This is a genomic window from Micromonospora sp. WMMA1998, assembly GCF_027497375.1.
GTDB classification, from domain to species: Bacteria; Actinomycetota; Actinomycetes; order Mycobacteriales; family Micromonosporaceae; genus Micromonospora; species Micromonospora sediminicola.
In genome coordinates this window covers 4,034,200-4,050,685 of record NZ_CP114911.1, presented here as the reverse complement: position 1 = coordinate 4,050,685, position 16,486 = coordinate 4,034,200, and the positions used below count along the sequence as shown (strand labels likewise).

The following is a 16,486-nucleotide window of genomic DNA, read 5'->3' as shown; positions in this document are numbered from 1 at the left end:
CGTCAGCCCATCAGCGGGAACCACCCCGCGGCCTCGCCCAGCTCCACCCGGTCCCGGTCGGTCAGCGGCACCCGCCCCGTGGCCTTCAGCAGATACTCGTGGTCGTCCCACCCGGCCGGCCGCACCGCCTCGTCGCTGAGCAGGCCGTCCATCGTGGTCACCGTGACCCGGGTCGGGTCCGCCGCCGGCAGCGGCGCGTCGGGCAGGTCCACCACCAGGTCCAGGTGGTGGACGACCGCCTCGGTGGTCAGGGTCGCGAGCAGATCGGGTACGCGCAGCACGTGTCCCTGCGTGGTCACGTACCCGTCGGGGTCGGCCGTCGCGGCCGCGCGGACGGCGGCGGGGGCGGTGTCGGTCCAGATCCGGACGATGCCGGTGGGCCGGTCGAAGGCGGCGGCCGAGCGCCGGGCCCACCAGGCGTGTCGCGCGCCCGCCCCGTCGTCGTCGGGGGTGAACGCCCGCCAGTAGCTGACGTCGTCCACGTCGGCCGGGCCGGGGGCCGGGCTGGCCAGGGCGACGAGTGCGCGCTGGGCGTCGCAGAGCACGTGGAAGAGCAGGTCGGCGACGAGCCAGCCACGGCACCGGGTGGGCCGTTGCAGGTCGGCGTCGTCGAGTGGGGCGACGACCGCGGTGATGCCGTCGTAGGCCTGGGCCAGCGCCTCGTGCGGCCGGATCGGGCTCATGCCGAGCAGCCTGCCACGGCGCGGGACGGTCGGCACGGCGGCGAGGCGTCGGGCGGGGGCTCTCCAGGCCGTAGGGACGACCGGAAGGACCCCCGCCGACAGGAGCGGCGAGCGGTCAGTCGAACAGTTCGCCGAGGAAGCCGTGCTTCTTCTTGCGCCGGTAGTGACCGTGGTAGCCGTAGTGCTGCTGCTGACCGTGGCCGTACGCGGGCTGCGGGTACCCGTGGCCGGGCGGGGGCGGCGGAGGGGGCGGGGGGACGGCGCCGTAGCCGGGCTGGTGCGGCGCGGCGGCGGGCGGGGGTGGCGGCGGGTAGCCGGCGCCGGCGGGTGCGGCCTGCGGGGCGCCGCCCTGCTGACGGTTCCAGTTCGCCTCGGCCTCGAACAGCTTCTCGAGTTCGCCACGGTCGAGGAAGATTCCGCGGCACTCGCCGCACTGGTCGATGACTACTCCGCTGCGCTCGTACTGGCGCATCTCTCCACGGCATTTGGGACAAGTGAGCTGCATGACATCGACGGTACCGGGTGATTTCACGCGGTGGCGGTCAGCGCCTGCGTCACCTCGTCGTCGGAGACCTCGTGGAAGTCGTCGTAGTAGGCGCCGACGGCGGCGAAGTCCGGCGGGAGTTGGCAGCTCACGACCGTGTCGGCGGTGGCGGCGAGCATCTCGTACGCCTGCTCGGAGCCGACCGGGACGGCGACGATCACGCCTGTGGCGCCGAGGTGGCGGGCGACCTGGACGGCGGCGCGGGCGGTGGCGCCGGTGGCGAGGCCGTCGTCGACGACGACCGCGGTGCGTCCGGTCAGGTCCAGGGGTGGGCGGCCGGCGCGGTAGCGCTGCTCGCGGCGTTCCAGTTCGGCCTGTTCGCGGCGGCGGACCTGGGCCCGGTCGTTCTCGCTGATCCGGCCGGCGACCATGTCGTTGAGGACCTGCACGCCGCCGGGGCCGAGTGCGCCGTACGCGACCTCGGGCGCCCAGGGCACGCCGAGCTTGCGCACGACCAGCACGTCGAGGGGGGCGCCGAGCCGGTCGGCGATCACCCGGGCGACGGGTACGCCGCCGCGCACCAGGCCGAGGACGATGACGTCGGGTCGGCCGGCGAGGTCGGTGAGTCGTTCGGCGAGGTCGCGTCCCGCCTCGGTCCGGTCGCGGTAGGTGGTCATCCCTCAGGTGTACGCCCTCCGGCCGCGTCGCGGCGGGCGGTTGCCGGGAATGGCGGGGCGCCGAGGTCCCGGTTCGGGCGTTCGGTGAGCGTCAGCGCCGGGGCGAGGACGAGCAGCGCGACCGGGTAGAGCAGGTAGCCGAAGCGGGTGGAGGGCATCAGGAGGATCGCGGCGAGCAGCCCGTACCCGCAGATGGTGGCGGTGGCGGCGGCGGTGCGCGGCGGTCGGCGCAGCAGCCGGACGGCGATCGCCAGGCCGACCGCGACGAGCAGGGCGGCGGCGACGGCGCGGCCGGCGGGCAGCGTCTCGGCGATCAGGTGGCCGGGGAACGGGGACTGGGCGGGGCTGGTCACCAGGCCGTGGCCGAGGGGGAAGCGCAGCACGTTCTCGACCAGGGCGTCGCGGTCGACGAGCAGGACCGGCACCAGGGCGAGGACGGGGAGGCCGAGGGCGCCGAGGGCGGTGCGGCCGGCGGCGCGGCGGGTGGCGGCCCAGCAGACCAGCACGATCGCCACCGGCCAGGCGAAGAGTTTCAGGGCGCCGGCGGCGCCGACCGCGAGGCCGGCGCGGCCGGGTCGGTCGGCGGCGGCGAGGGCGAGGGCGAGCAGGCAGAGCGCGAGTACGGGGAGGTCGTCGCCGCCGGTGGCGAGGGTGAGCGCGCAGACGGGCAGCACGGTGGCGGCCTGGACGGCGCGCAGCACGGCGGCGGTGCGGCGGGACGTGGTCGGGCCGCCGGTGGTGCGCAGCGTGATGACCAGGGCGGCGAGGACGAGCGCGGTGACCACGGCGAACCAGACGCGGGCGTCGGTCCACCAGGCGTCGACGGCGGCGCGGGGCAGCCCGAACAGCGCCATGCCGGGCTGGTAGGGGGTGTAGCCGAGGAGCTGCTCTCCCGGCGGCAGGGCGGCGATCGCGTCGGGTCCGAGGTAGGGGGTGCCGTGCTCGGCGAGGCGTGTCCCGGCGTGTTCGACCACGATCACCTCCTCCTGGGCCCGGTCGGTGCGTCCGCCGGCCCGTTGGACGCTCTGCACGACGACGGGCAGCAGGGCGGTGGTGGCCCAGGTGAGTCCGGTGACCGTCCAGCGGGCGGGCAGCCCGGCCACTGTGGTGTCGGGGTCGCGGCGGCGGGCGAGGAGTTGGGTGGTGGCGGCGAGCGTGGCGAGGGCGTACCCGACGGTGGCGATCGCGCCCCAGGCGCGGTGCGGCGGCAGGGTGGAGGTGGCGGCGGTGATCGCGGCGAAGATCGTGGCGGCGGCGTAGAGCCCCAGGTCGAGGGCGAGGCCGCCGGCGGCGGTGTCGAGTGCCGACCAGCGGCGGGAGGCGGGGCCGGACGGGTCGGCGTGGGCGGTCACGCGGGCCAGTCTGGCAGACCGGCGGTGCGGCCCGGCCGGGTCAGGGCTGCCGGGAGTCGGCGGCGGGCGCGGCGGGGCGGGTGCGCGGGCCGCCGGTGCGGCGGCCGGGCAGGCGGATGACGGCGCCGGTGTCGTGCAGGGGCGGCGCGAGCGCGCCGGGTCGGCCGCCGGCGCCGCGCTGGAGGGCGGCGAGGAGCGCGCCGGCGGGTAGCGGGCGGGCGAACAGGTGGCCCTGCCCGGCGGCGCAGCCCAACTCCCAGAGCGCGCGGCGTTGCGGTTCGCTCTCCACGCCTTCGGCGACCACGGTGAGGTCGAGGCTGCGTCCGAGGTCGAGGGTGGAGCGGATCACGGCGGCGGCCTCGGGCGCGGTCTCCATGGCGGTGACGAAGCTGCGGTCGATCTTGAGTTCGTGGACCGGGATGCGGGAGAGCAGGGAGAGGGACGAGTAGCCGGTGCCGAAGTCGTCGAGGGCGAGCCGGACGCCGGAGTCGCGGAGCCGGCTGAGCACCCGGTCGACCACGTCGAGCTGGCTGAGGGTGAGGGTCTCGGTGAGTTCCAGCACGAGTCGGTCCGGTGGCAGGTCGTGGGCGCGCAGCCGGGCCAGGACGGCGCCGGGGAAGCGGGCGTCGAGCAGGCTGCGGGGCGAGACGTTCACCGAGACGGGCAGGTCGAAGCCGGCGTCGCGCCAGGTGCCGGCCGCGATCAGCGCCTGGTCGAGGATCGCCTCGGCGAAGGCGGGCAGCAGCCCGGAGCGTTCCACCGCTTCGAGGAAGCGCAGCGGGTCGATCAGCCCGTGGGTGGGGTGGTGCCAGCGGGCCAGCGCCTCCGCGCCGGTGACCTCGCCGCTGGCCAGGTCGACGATGGGCTGGAAGTTGACGGTGAACTCGTGGTCGGCGACGGCCCGGGGCAGTTCCCCGCCGAGGGTGAGCCGGCCCAGGTCGGCGGTGTCGCGGGCGGGTGCGTAGGTGGCGATCCGCTGGCCGGCCCGTTTGGCCTGGTACATGGCCACGTCGGCGCGGCGCAGCAGCTCGGCCATCCCGCCGGTGGCGGGGGCGACGGCGATGCCGCCGCTGGCCTCCACGCTGATCCGCATGCCGTCCAGGTCGAGCGGGTCGTGCAGGGCGGCGAGCAGGGCCTCGGCCCGGTGGCCGGCGACGGCCGGGGCGGGCAGGGCGCGCAGCAGCACCGCGAACTCGTCGCCGCCGAGCCGGGCGACCAGGTCGTCGGGTCGGGCCGCGCCGCGCAGCCGTTCGGCGACCTGGATCAGCACCCGGTCGCCGGCGCCGTGCCCGAGGGTGTCGTTGACCTCCTTGAAGTGGTTGAGGTCGATCAGCACCAGGGCGGTGACGCCGTCGGCGTGCCGGGTGGTGAGGTGGGTGGTGCCCTCGTCCAGCAGGTGGCGGCGGTTGGACAGGCCGGTGAGGGCGTCGTGGGTGGCGGCGTAGGCGTGGGCGTCGGCGATGCGGGCGAGCTCGGTGTACGCCTGGGCGTTGCGCACCGCGGTGCAGAGGGCGGAGGCGAAGGTGCGCAGCGTGTACTGCTCGCGTTCGGAGAGTTCCACCGGCCCGGCGAACCTGAGCCGCAGCATGCCCAGGTTGTCGGTCCGGTCGTGACCTTCCAGCGTGACCGGCATGATCCGGCCGTCCACCTCGCTGGGCGGTGGCGCGGTGCCGTCGTACGCGACCGCGGGGGCGCTGCCCCGCACGGTGCGTCCACCCTCGCGCAGTTCGACCTCGACCTCGTCGGCGGAGAAAAGTTCGGCGGCTTCGGTGACGGCGGTGGTCAGCACCTGGTCGAGGTCGACCACGTTGAGGGCGTCGGTGGCGCGGGCGAGGCGTTGCCACGCCTGCTGTTCGGTGCGGGTACGGATCCTGGACGAGTAGGCCAGGTGCAGGCTGAGCACGAGTGGCGGCACGGCGGGCAGCAGTCGAGGATCGATCCGCAAGATGAGCACGGTGGCGACGGCCACCAGGAAGCGCACGCCGAAGCCGGCGATCCGCAGGTCGAGATCGTTGCGGAACTGGCGGAGGATCGGCGTACGGGAGGCGAGCGCGATGACCGGGATCGCGAGCACGTCGTCGAGGACCGCGGCCACCAGGTAGACGAATCCCAGCAGCACGATGATGCCGACCGGTTCGCGTGGTGGCCAGGCGGCTCCGAGCAGCAGTGTGGTGGCCGCGGTGCCACCGGCCACCAGGGTGTGCTTCGCGATGGCGAACGCCACCTTGATCGGCGCCAGCCGGGTGATCGACCCGCAGGCCACCCCGATGCCGGTGGCCAGGACGACCCAGGAGGGCGGGGCGACGGCGAGGCCGATGACGATCGCCGTCTCGACCCAGGCGAAGTAGAAGGTCGTCGACCGGATCCGTAGCCGGGTCTTGATGACGGTGGCCAGTGCGACCGTCACCACGAGCGTCGCTACCGTGACGAGATCCCGCACGGAGTCGGGAGGCTGCTTGCGGGCGGCGAGGATCGCGACGAGCGCGATGGTCGCCGCCCCGAGGACGAGGGTGTAGACGAGTCCGCGCAGGGCCGGGTCGACAGCCGTTCGGCCTTCCGTCGTTCGGCTCAACCGGAGTCACCCGCCGCTCACCGTCGGTACGCGATGAGCGGCAGCCTACCGCGTCGCTCCTGGCCGGGAAACTCTCATCCCCATTCGGTGCTGCGCATTGTTCACCCCTCCTCGGATATCGCTTCGGGTCGGAATCGCCACGGACCGAGTTCGTCGCTCTCAATCGGTGCGCCGCATTGTCGCGACCCTCCTCGGATATCGCTTCTGCGCGTATCTGTGCCCAGCCGGTTGAAGAGCAGGCTAGGCGGAGGAGTGAGTGGTAAGGAAGAATTAATGTCCTTATGCGCAATATAAGGAACTATCACGGCTTAAATGACGTTCTGTCCACAAGTTGTATGCGGAGCGGAACGGACCGTCTCCCTTGCGTACCCGCGTTGTCGCTCAGTGCCATCCGAAATCGCGCGGTACCGCATGCCGTCTGTAGCGTCGTCTGGGCGGGGAGACATTACAACCGTGCTTCTGGCCGGATCCCTTGTCGGTTCGACGAGTCGTGCCGAGTGCGTCCACGGGCCGTGGGACAACGGTCGAGTGACGAGTGGATTACCCTGGCGTTCGGTTTGGGACGAGTGCCGAACAAGGCTGGAAACGCGGCGTGGAAATACGAGTGCTAGGTGGCCTGTCGGTACGGCTCGACGGAGCCGACCTCGCCCTCGGGACACCCAAGCAGCAGCTGGTGTTGGCGCTACTCGCCGTTCGGGTCAACCAACTGGTCACTCTGCACGACTTGGTGGACGAGTTGTGGCCCGACGATCCGCCCCGGTCCGCAGTTCCCAATGTCCGGACGTACGCCGCCAATCTTCGTCGAGGTCTCGACTCCGCTGGGGGCGGCCGACTGAGGATCGTCCGTGAACCGGGCGGCTACCGCCTCGTGGCCGACGAGGAGCTGATCGACATTCACCGGTTCGGCGCCCGGTGGCGTCGCGCCCGTGAACTCATGCGCGCCGGAAAGCCCTCGCAGGTGATCGCCGGGTTGAGCGACGTGGTCGACCCCGGTCCGGCTCCGCTGTTGGCCGGACTCGCCGTGGGTCCGGCGCTGACCGCCCATCGTGAGGCCTCGGAACAGGAACGCCAGTCCGCGCTGGAACTGTTGGCGGAGGCATACCTCGCCCTGGGCCGCGCGGAGCTTGCGGTCCCGCTGCTGCGCGAGCACGCCGTACGCCAACGCCTGCGAGAGCGGGCGCAGGTCCTTCTGATGCGGGCGCTCATCGAGACCGGCGACGCGAGTGGTGCTCTCACCGTGTACCACGCGGCGCGGGACGCCCTGACCGAGCAGCTCGGACTGCCACCCGGCGAAGAGTTGGAGCACCTCCGGGTTGCGGCGACCGACGCCCGACGTGGTCCGCCGGAGGCCGCCCGCGCGGCGGAGAGGAGCCAGGCGCAGACCAACTGGCTACCGCGGGCGGTCTCGGACCTCGTCGGCCGTGAGGCACTTGTCGAGGCGCTGCTGCGTGAGTTCGCCGAGGCCCACGACTCCGGCCCGACGGTGCGGATGATCGACGGAATGGCGGGGTGCGGCAAGACGACCCTCGCCCTGCACGTGGCGGCTCACCTGGCCGACGCCTTTCCCGACGGACAGCTCTTCATCGACCTGCGGGGTCACGCGCGGCAGACCCGGATCCGACCCGCTGCGGCGTTGGATATCCTGCTCCGCCAGCTGGGTGTACCGGCCGGTCGGATCCCGGCCCGGTTCTCCGATCGGCTGGAGACCTGGCGGCAGGAGCTGACCGGGCGGCGCGTCGTGATGGTGCTCGACAACGCAGCGGACAGCGCACAGGTCGAGCCGTTGCTGCCCAGCCACGGTTCCGTGGCGGTGCTCGTCACCAGTCGGCGACGTCTGCTGGCCCTCACCGAGCGACCACCGGTGTCTCTCGCGGTGCTCACCGAGTCCGAGGCGCTCGAACTGCTCGGCACGCTGATCGGTAGGCGACGGTTGGCAGCGGATCCGGAGGGTGCGAGGCGACTGGTCAGCATCTGCGGTTGCCTCCCGCTCGCCGTCAGGCTGGCCGGGACCCGGTTGGCCCATCGGCCTGACTGGCGGGTGTCGGAGCTGGTGGACAGGTTGAGCCGGCGACCGTTGTTCCTTCCCGGCCTGCGCGCCGAGGCGCGGAGCGTGGCCGAAGCCTTCGCCGAGTCCTACGAGCCGCTCGGCGAGGCTGCGAGGCGCGTCTTCCGGTCGTTCGGCCTGGTCGCCGGGAACCACCTCGACAGCGCCATGGTGGCGGCTCTGACGGATCTGCGCCTGCCGCAGGCGGCCGACCTGCTGGACGAACTTGTCGACCGCCACCTGGTGGAGGAAGCCACCCCCGGGCGCTATCGCCTGCACGACCTGATGAGGCGCTATGCCACCGAGCTCGCCCGCCGGGAGGACCAGGCGACATTGGGCAGGCAGGCCGTATGGGGCCTGCTCGACCACGTCCTGCACTCGGTGGTCCGGGCCTCCGCGCTCATCGAGGACCCACAGCTGATCGCTGCGCACCTACGACTTGAAGCCCCGCTTCGGCCCGATCTGCTCGACGGGCGCGCCATCGGTGATCTGAACTGGCTGGAGGATCAGCGCCTGAACCTGGACGGCTTGGTCCGGCAGGCCGCTCAGGAGGGTCACGAGTCGATGGCGTGGCGGTTGGCCCGGGCGAGCTGGCGCTTCTCCTATACGCGCAGTTACTACGACGACATCACCGCCACGCACGAGATCGGGCTGACGGCGGCGCGCCGATCGGGGGACGAGCACGCCATCGCGTTGATGCACAACTACCTGGCCTCCGCCTGCGTCCGCACCGGCTCCTACCGCGAGGCCTCCGCCCACCTGCACGCGGTCGTGTCCATCCGTACCGCACTCGGGGACGCCGACGGCGCGCAGCGCGCCCGGGTCAACCTCGGAGTTGTGCACTGGCTCACCGGGCGGCTCCAGCAGTCCCTCGACGCCAACCTCAGCGCGTTGCGCAATGTGTCGGACACGATCCCCGTTCTGCCCAACCTCGGCCTCACGCTTCGATACCTGGGCCGCTACGACGAGTCGATGGCCGTGCACCGGCTCCATCTCTATGTCGCCCGGATCAGACGCGACCATTTCCACATGTCCAACGCCCTGGGGCACCTCGGCGGCGTTCGGTACCGCCTGGGTCAGCATCTCCAGGCGGAGCGCCTGCTTCGTGCCTCGTTGACGCTCCGCGACCGAACCGGAAGCGGGTTCGCCCGCGCCGAGACCCTGAGTGACCTCGCCGGCACGTGTCGGCAGCTCGGTCGCTACCAGGACGCCCTGCGCCACCACGAGGCGGCGATCGACGCCGCCACCGTGTCGGGGGAGCGTCACGTCCAGGCAGAGGCACGCAACGAGTTGGCCCTCACCCTCCGGGCGACGGGGCGGTGGAAGGAATCGGCGGCCATGTTCCAGGAGGCGCTGACCATCTCCACCCGGATCGCGCACCCGTACGAGCAGGGTCGGGCGTTGTGCGGCCTGGCCGAGCACCTGGAGCACGACCAGCCGGCCGAGGCGCGCCGGTACCGGCAGCGGGCGTTGGCGATCTTCGAACGGATGGGCGTGCCCGAGCGCCACGAAGTCCGCCGTCGTCTCGCCGAACCGCCGCCGACAGTCGCCTGAACCGGTTTATCGATTTCTTATCGCGGCACCGTCTAGCGTCCCGTCATCGGCCAACGGGGGGTGCCCGCCCGAGCGGGACCCGGCCGACCAGGCCCCCACCGTCGATCCACCCCAGCGGATCGACGGTGGGCAGGTGAGGGAGGGGCGTCGCCCGGTACATCGGCACCCGCCGCGACGTCCCTCCCCGCCGACGGCCCGAGCGGCGCCGACGGCCCCCGTCGTCGTACCCGGCGGATAGGGTCGAGCGGTGACCGAACCCGCGCAGCTCACCCACGTCGATCCGGCCGGCGCGGCCCGGATGGTCGACGTCTCCGCCAAGCCGGTCTCCGGCCGGCTCGCGGTCGCCGCCGGCCGGCTCCGCACCACCGCCGAGGTGGTGGAGCTGCTGCGCCGCGACGGCCTGCCCAAGGGCGACGCGCTCGCGGTCGGCCGGCTCGCCGGAATCATGGGGGCCAAGCGCACGCCCGACCTGATCCCGCTCTGCCATCCGATCGCGCTGCACGGCGTCACCGTCGACCTGCGCCTCACCGCCGACACCGTCGAGATCACCGCCACCGCGCGGACGGCCGACCGCACCGGGGTGGAGATGGAGGCGCTCACCGCGGTGGCCGTGGCCGGGCTGGCCCTGGTCGACATGGTCAAGGCCGTCGACCCGGCCGCCTCGGTGGACGCCGTCCGGGTGCTCCGCAAGTCCGGCGGCAAGACCGGCGAGTGGCTGCGCCCGGAGGACCGGCCGTGATCCGGGCCCGGGTGGTGGTGGCCTCGAACCGGGCCGCCGCCGGGGTCTACGAGGACACCAGCGGTCCGCTGCTCGTCGCCGGCCTGCGCGAGCTGGGCTGCACCGTCGACGCGCCCGTGGTGGTGCCGGACGGGGAGCCGGTCGGCGCCGCGCTGCGGGCGGCCCGCGACGAGGGCGTCGACGTGGTGGTGACCAGCGGCGGCACCGGCATCACCCCGACCGACCGCACCCCCGACGTGACCCGTTCGCTGCTCGACTACGAGATCCCGGGCATCGCCGAGGCGATCCGGGCGCACAGCCGCGACACGGTGCCGACCGCCGCGCTGTCCCGGGGCCTGGCCGGGGTGGCCGGCCGGATGCTGGTGGTCAACCTGCCCGGCTCGCGCGGCGGGGCCCGCGACGGGCTGGCCGTGCTCGGGCCGATCCTGCGGCACGCGGTCGACCAGCTCCGCGGGGGCGACCACTGAGCCCGCGGCGCGCGTGCCCCGGCGCTAGGCTCGCCGGATGAGCACCGAAACCGAGACCACCGGGGCCGAGGTGGGCACGCCGCCACCGGCCGGGTGGGAGGAGGCCCGCTCCCGGGTGTACGCGGTCGGTCTCTCCGCCGCGCTCCCCGCGGTCGTCCGGCCGCTGGCCGACACCGACGGGCACACCCTGGCCGAGCCGCTGACCACGCGTACCGACCTGCCGGCGTTTCCCACCTCCAGCGTGGACGGGTGGGCGGTGCGCGGGGCGGGGCCATGGCGGGTGGCCGGACGGGTGCTCGCCGGGCAGACCGCGTCCCCGCTGGGCGAGGACGGCAGCACCGTGGAGATCGCCACCGGCGCGATGGTCCCGGCGGGCACCACCGCGATCCTGCGCATCGAGGAGTCGACCCGCACCGCGGACGGTCTGGTCGCCGGCACGCCCCGCTCCCAGCCGGAGTGGCGGGAGCCGGGCGAGGAGGCACACCTCGGGGAGGAGCTGGTGCCGGCCGGCACGCCCGTGGACCCGGCGGTGATCGGCCTGGCCGCCTCCTGCGGGCACGACACGCTGCGGGTTCGCCGCCCACCTCGGGCGGCGCTGCTGGTCTTCGGCGACGAGCTGCTCACCTCGGGCCCGCCGGGCGCCGGCCGGGTCCGCGACGCGCTCGGCCCCTCGGTGCCGGGCTGGCTGCGCCGCTACGGCTGCCAGGTGCGCGGCGGCGACGTGGTCGGCCCGGTCGCCGACACGCTGCCCGCGCACGTGGCGGCGCTGCGCGGCGCGCTGGCCAACGCCGACCTGGTCTGCACCACCGGCGGCACCATGCACGGCCCGGTCGACCACCTGCACCCGACGCTGGAGGCGCTCGGCGCCGACTACGTCGTCAACACCGTGGCGGTGCGTCCCGGCTTCCCGATGCTGCTCGCCCGGTTGGTGGACGGCGACGGCCGGGTGCGTTTCGTGGCCGGCCTGCCCGGCAACCCGCAGTCCGCGGTGGTGGCTCTCGTCTCACTCGTCGCGCCCCTGCTCGCCGGCCTCACCGGCCGGCCGATGCCGGTGCTTCCGCAGGTCACCCTGGCCGAGCCGGTGTCCGGCCGGGGCGACCACACCCACCTGGCGCTGGCTCGCTGGGACCGGGTCGCCGGCACCGCGCACCCGGTGCGGCACGTCGGCTCGGCGATGCTGCGGGGTCTGGCCGGCGCGGACGGCTTCGCGGTGATCCGGCCCGGCACGAGCGGCGCGGCCGGCGACCGGGTGCCGCTCGTTCCGCTGCCGCTGATGCCCGGGGAGCGGTCGTGATCGATCCGGTGGGGATGGTGCTCGGGGCGGTCACCGACCGGCCGCTCGACCTGGCCGCGCACGAGGCGGCGGTCGGCGACCGTCGGGCCGGTGCGGTGGTCTCCTTCCAGGGCGTGGTCCGCGACCACGACCACGGGCGTGCGGTCACCCGGCTGGAATACGAGGGTCACCCCAGCGCCGAGGCGGTGCTGCGCGAGGTCGCGGCGGAGATCGCCGCCGACCCGGCGGTCTACGCGGTGGCTGTCTCGCACCGGATCGGACCCCTGGAGATCGGTGACGTCGCCCTGGTGGCGGCGGTCAGCACGGCGCACCGGGCGGCGGCGTTCGATGCCTGCGCCCGCCTGGTCGACGAGGTCAAGGCACGGCTGCCCATCTGGAAGCGGCAGGTCTTCGACGACGGCACCGAGGAGTGGGTGAACTGCCCCTGAGCGGGGCGGCTCAGCGCCGGGCGGCGAGCGGGGCGGTGCGGGCCAGCCGGTCGGGATAGAACGCCGGCTCCGCGCCGGGGCGCCACGGCAGCGCCGCGACCAGCACGATCAGCGCGATGGCCAGGGAGTTCTCCATCAGCGCGCCGAACAGGCCGTCCTGGTAGTGGGACACCTCGGGGAGCTGGTGCTCGTACGGCCAGATCGGCGAGATCAGGAAGAGCAGATAGAGCCCGAGCGCGCCGACGCCGTGCCGGAGCCCGGTCAACGTCGGGTACCAGATCGGCGGGCGCAGCGTGGGCACGCCGTTGGCCGAGAGCATGCCGTTGCCGCGCGGCGGCAGGCGGCGGCTGGCGTCACGGCGGCGTACCGCGGCGTCGGCCAGCACGATGATCGCCGGGATGACCCAGACCAGGTGGTGCGACCACGAGATCGGGCTGATCACGTTGGCGGTGAGCCCGACCAGCGTGAACGCGGTCAGTTCGTCGCCGTCGGCGCGCGCGCTGAGCGCCCGGGACAGGCCCAGCGCCAGCACCAGCACCGAGAAGGCGAGCCAGAGCAGCCCAGGCGTCTCGATCGAGTCGTAGAGGCGCGCCAGCAGGCCGGCGAGGGACTGGTTGGCGGTCATGTCCGCCGCGCCGACCCGCTCGGTCTGCCACAGCACGCTGGTGAAGTAGGCGCGGGACTCCGCGCCGAGCACGCCGAACGTCCCGAGCGTTACCCCGACGGCGGTGCCGGTCGCGATCATCGCGGCCCGCCACTGTCGGGTGAGCATCAGGTAGAACACGAACAGCGCCGGGGTGAGCTTCACGGCGGTGGCGAGCCCGATGCCGACCCCGGCCCAGGCGCCGCTGTAGACGAACCGGGCCAGCGGCGAGTCGGCGGTCTCGTGGTGGGTGCCCCGCTTGGCCCGCCACCGCAGCCCGACCAGGTCTGCCATGATCAGCGCGAAGAGCAGCAGGTTGACCTGACCGTAGCCGAGCGTCTCCCGGGACGGCTCGATGGCCAGCGCGACCGGGGTGGCGACGGCGACGGTGAACCACAGCGGCCAGCCGAGCCGGTCCACGATGGGGCGCAGCAACGCGGCCAGCACCACGGCGAGCGCGGCGGTGCTGGCCAGCGCGTTGACGAACCCGGCCCCGTCGACCGGCAGCCAGGACATCGGCAACATGACCAGGGCGGCGAAGGGCGGGTAGGTGAAGCCGAGGGTGGTCGAGGGAGCGACGAAGTCGTACAGCTCGTTGCCGCCCGCCCACCACAGCACGGCACCGTGGTAGATCTTCATGTCGAAGAAGTTGTAGGGGCGGCCGAACGCGCCGACGGCGAGCCAGGCGGCGTACGACACGGCGGCCACGACGCCGACCCGGACGACGATTCGACGGTCGACACCGCGCGGGACACGGGAGGCCGGGGCGAGGCGGTCCGTCCGTCTACCGACTGTCGTCGGCATGGCGTGGCCACCCCCGTACCAAGATCGTCGTGCCCGTCCAGGTCCAGAACGGAGCCTAGAACGGTGCCTCACGTCGCTGCCTCCCGCGTTACACGACCGTGTCCGATCCCACACGTCTTTGCGACATTTCCGCCGCGTTAACGGGTGTCGGACGGTTCAGGTGATTGGTGGCCTTGCGGGGGGTGGTGGCGGTACGGGTGCGGGTCAGCCGGGCATTCGGCGGGCGGTCGCCGCGGAGCGTACGGCGATCTTCGCTTCCCGCCGGGCGGTGCGGACCGCGCGCTTGACCGACCGGCGCGAGTGGTCGATCCGGTGGCCGGCGCGCCAGCGCAGCCCCGGCCTGCCCTCGGTGTCCGCGGCGGCGAGGAGGAGCCCACCGAGCAGGCCGAGGTTCTTCAGGAAGTGGATCTGGTTGTTGTTGCGCGCGGCGGGGTCGTCGTTGTTCCAGAAGGGATGGCCGGCGGCGGTGGTCGGCACCAGCGTGGCGGCGAGGACCAGCGCGGCCGGGCGACCGAACCGGCCGGTGGCCAGCATCAGGCCGCCGACCAGCTGGGTGGCGGCGTTGGCCCGGATGAGCGTCGCGGTGTCGGTCGGGATGCGCGGGTGCAGGTTCTGGATCAGCGGGGCGATCTTGTCGGTGACCGGTTCGGAGGCGGGGACCAACCGTTCCGGGTTGCGCAGGTTGCGGGCGCCGCTGACCACGAAGATGCCGCTCAACATGACTCGGGCGAGGGAGCGCACGGGCTTCATGGCTCAGTCATACCCCGTCGCGGGCGTCGTCACCCCCGCAACACACGAAAGGTATCGGCCGACGTGGACGTCCGGCCACGCCGATTTCAGCGACCGTCGCGGATGGACCGGCCGCGTTCGGTAAGGTCGCGCGGGTGACGACGCTGCGACTGCGCCCGGAGGACCCGGCGGACGAGGCGCCGGTGGCCCGGGTGCTCGCCGCCGCCTTCGCCCGGCCGGAGGTGGCCACCCCGCCCGAGGTCGGCCTGGTCGAGGAGCTGCGACACGGCCCGGCGTGGATTCCGGAGCTGGCCATGGTCGCCGAGTACGGCGGCGAGGTGGTGGGCTTCGCGCTGCTCACCCGCGTCGGCGTACGCACCGACGGCGGCACCTGGCCGGCATTGACGCTCGGACCGGTGGCGGTGGCCCCGCACCGGCAACGCGTCGGGCACGGCACCGCGGTGGTGCAGGCGGCGCTCGACGCCGCCACCGAGCTGGGCGAGCGGCTCGTGGTGGTGCTGGGCGACCCGGCGTACTACCGGCGGTTCGGGTTCGGCCCGGCGGAGCGGTTGGGGTTGACCAGCCCGTGGTCCGGGCTGGGGGAGCCGTGGCAGGCGCTGGTGCTGCCGCCGTCCACCGGCGAGGAGCCGCCGCCCCCGGCGGGCGAGGTGGTCTTCCCGCCGCCCTGGTCACGCGTGTGAGCGTCGCTCAGGTGGGCTGGGTGCGCAGGTAACGACCGAAGTGCGGGACGGTGAACGCGACGGTGCCCCGCTCGCCGGAATAGATCAGGCCCTTCTTGATCAGCGCGTCCCGGGCCGGGGAGAGGCTGGCCGGTTTGCGGCCGAGCGCCCGGGCGATCTCCGCGGTGGGCACCGCGGCGTCCATGTCGTCCCGGCCGCCCTCCTCGCCGTCCACCAGCGCCAGCGTGGCCATCGCCCGCATGTACTCGCGCTCGGCCGGCGTGGCCCGCTCGAAGCGGGAGCCGAAGAACCCCACGGCCAGCTCCGCCTCCGCCTCCGGTGCGGCGACCCGCACGTCCGCCGCGGTGATCGGTGAGCGCGGCGCGTGGTCCCAGGTGGCCTTGCCGTACGCCTGGACGAAGTAGGGATAGCCGCCGGACTTCTCGTAGAGCAGGTCGAGCGCCTTCTGCTCGTACTCGACCTCCTCCCGCTCGGCCGGCGCGCAGAGCGCCTGGTCGGCGGCGATCCGGTCGAGCCGGTCGATGCGCTGGTAGCGGTAGAGCCGTTCGGAGTAGGACTTGGCGGCGCTGAGCACGGCCGGGAGGTGGGGCAGCCCGGCGCCCACCACGATCAGTGGCGCGCCGAGCTGGGACAGCTCGTGGCAGGCGGCGCAGAGCGCCGAGACGTCCTCGGCGCCGACGTCCTGCATCTCGTCGATGAACACGGCGATGCCGGTGCCCACGTCGGTGGCGACCGCCGCCGCGTCGCTGAGCAGCTCGACCAGGTCGATCTCGATGTCACCGGAGTCGGCCCGGCCGCTGCTGGCCGGCACGTCGATGCCCGGCTGCCAGCGGTCGCGCAGCTTGGGCGCCGCGCCACCCCGGCCGCTCGGCGGCGTGGACCGCTGCGCGAACGCCTTGAGCACGCCCAGGAAGGCGTCGATCCGGTCGGGCGCCCGGTGCCGGGGGGCCAGCTCGCGGACCGCCATGTGCAGTGCGGCGGCGATCGGCCGGCGCAGCGACTGGTCCGGTCGGGCCTCGATCTTGCCGGTGCCCCAGAGGTGGCTGATCGCCTCCGAGCGCAGCGTGTTAAGCAGGACCGTCTTGCCGACTCCGCGCAGCCCGGTGAGCATCAGGCTGCGTTCGGGCCGGCCGCGGGCGATCCGTTCCAGGACCACGTCGAAGACGTCCAGCTCCCGCCCCCGCCCGGCGAGTTCGGGCGGGCGCTGGCCGGCGCCCGGCGCGTACGGGTTGCGGACCGGATCCACGAATCGCACAGTATCGGGTCGTCTAGCGGCCAGGCTAGACGTGCGTAGAGGTGGCTACCGTGTGTCGGC

At 73.5% G+C, this 16,486-nt stretch carries 14 protein-coding genes; 6 read left to right on the top strand and 8 right to left on the bottom strand.

Annotation, left to right across the window (positions count from 1 at the left end):
- Positions 1 to 2 precede the first annotated feature (2 nt).
- The 5 genes from O7600_RS18355 to O7600_RS18335 all read right to left on the bottom strand — a co-directional run bounded on the left by O7600_RS18355 (position 3) and on the right by O7600_RS18335 (position 5,768).
- Positions 3 to 683 (bottom strand): maleylpyruvate isomerase N-terminal domain-containing protein, encoded by a 681-nt coding sequence (locus O7600_RS18355; protein WP_281588982.1) that lies wholly within the window; start codon positions 681 to 683, stop codon positions 3 to 5.
- A gap of 115 nt (positions 684 to 798) precedes the next feature.
- Positions 799 to 1,188 carry a zf-TFIIB domain-containing protein gene (locus O7600_RS18350; protein WP_281588980.1) on the bottom strand — a complete coding sequence of 130 codons (390 nt, stop codon included), beginning with the start codon at positions 1,186 to 1,188 and terminating at the stop codon, positions 799 to 801.
- 23 nt (positions 1,189 to 1,211) lie between these two features.
- On the bottom strand, positions 1,212 to 1,844 hold the full coding sequence (locus O7600_RS18345; protein ID WP_281588979.1) for a phosphoribosyltransferase: 633 nt from the start codon (positions 1,842 to 1,844) through the stop codon (positions 1,212 to 1,214).
- Entirely contained in the window at positions 1,841 to 3,196 is a 1,356-nt protein-coding gene (locus O7600_RS18340) for a glycosyltransferase 87 family protein (protein WP_281588978.1), read from the bottom strand. The genes O7600_RS18345 and O7600_RS18340 overlap by 4 nt, the downstream gene beginning before the upstream one ends.
- Positions 3,197 to 3,236: 40 nt before the next feature.
- Positions 3,237 to 5,768: a bifunctional diguanylate cyclase/phosphodiesterase gene (locus O7600_RS18335; RefSeq protein ID WP_281588977.1), complete on the bottom strand. Its 2,532-nt coding sequence runs from the start codon at positions 5,766 to 5,768 to the stop codon at positions 3,237 to 3,239.
- Between the two features lie 673 nt (positions 5,769 to 6,441).
- Between O7600_RS18335 and O7600_RS18330 the strand changes: the two genes are divergently transcribed.
- The 5 genes from O7600_RS18330 (at position 6,442) to O7600_RS18310 (ending at position 12,294) form a co-directional block, all read left to right on the top strand.
- Positions 6,442 to 9,366 carry a tetratricopeptide repeat protein gene (locus O7600_RS18330; RefSeq protein ID WP_348651346.1) on the top strand — a complete coding sequence of 975 codons (2,925 nt, stop codon included), beginning with the start codon at positions 6,442 to 6,444 and terminating at the stop codon, positions 9,364 to 9,366.
- A gap of 247 nt (positions 9,367 to 9,613) precedes the next feature.
- The gene (gene moaC, locus O7600_RS18325; protein WP_281588973.1) at positions 9,614 to 10,105 is read left to right on the top strand and encodes a cyclic pyranopterin monophosphate synthase MoaC; all 492 of its coding nucleotides are present in this window, start codon (positions 9,614 to 9,616) and stop codon (positions 10,103 to 10,105) included.
- Positions 10,102 to 10,572: a MogA/MoaB family molybdenum cofactor biosynthesis protein gene (locus O7600_RS18320; RefSeq protein WP_099164861.1), complete on the top strand. Its 471-nt coding sequence runs from the start codon at positions 10,102 to 10,104 to the stop codon at positions 10,570 to 10,572. Before moaC ends, O7600_RS18320 begins: the two co-directional genes overlap by 4 nt.
- Before the next feature lie 37 nt (positions 10,573 to 10,609).
- The gene (locus O7600_RS18315) at positions 10,610 to 11,866 is read left to right on the top strand and encodes a molybdopterin molybdotransferase MoeA (RefSeq protein WP_281588969.1); all 1,257 of its coding nucleotides are present in this window, start codon (positions 10,610 to 10,612) and stop codon (positions 11,864 to 11,866) included.
- 14 nt (positions 11,867 to 11,880) lie between these two features.
- Entirely contained in the window at positions 11,881 to 12,294 is a 414-nt protein-coding gene (locus O7600_RS18310; RefSeq protein ID WP_098747581.1) for a molybdenum cofactor biosynthesis protein MoaE, read from the top strand.
- A gap of 10 nt (positions 12,295 to 12,304) precedes the next feature.
- Here O7600_RS18310 and O7600_RS18305 read toward each other — a convergent pair whose 3' ends face one another.
- Positions 12,305 to 13,741, bottom strand: coding sequence for a glycosyltransferase 87 family protein (locus O7600_RS18305; protein ID WP_281588967.1), 1,437 nt, complete (start codon positions 13,739 to 13,741; stop codon positions 12,305 to 12,307).
- 204 nt (positions 13,742 to 13,945) lie between these two features.
- Positions 13,946 to 14,491, bottom strand: a complete 546-nt coding sequence (locus tag O7600_RS18300) for a DoxX family protein (RefSeq protein WP_281588965.1) — start codon at positions 14,489 to 14,491, stop codon at positions 13,946 to 13,948.
- Between the two features lie 134 nt (positions 14,492 to 14,625).
- On the opposite strand from O7600_RS18300, the gene O7600_RS18295 reads away from it, so the two are divergent.
- Complete coding sequence (locus tag O7600_RS18295) at positions 14,626 to 15,171, top strand: N-acetyltransferase (RefSeq protein ID WP_281588963.1); 546 nt, start codon at positions 14,626 to 14,628, stop codon at positions 15,169 to 15,171.
- A 7-nt stretch (positions 15,172 to 15,178) separates the two neighbouring features.
- Here O7600_RS18295 and O7600_RS18290 read toward each other — a convergent pair whose 3' ends face one another.
- Positions 15,179 to 16,417, bottom strand: a complete 1,239-nt coding sequence (locus O7600_RS18290; RefSeq protein WP_281588961.1) for an ATP-binding protein — start codon at positions 16,415 to 16,417, stop codon at positions 15,179 to 15,181.
- Positions 16,418 to 16,486 lie beyond the last annotated feature (69 nt).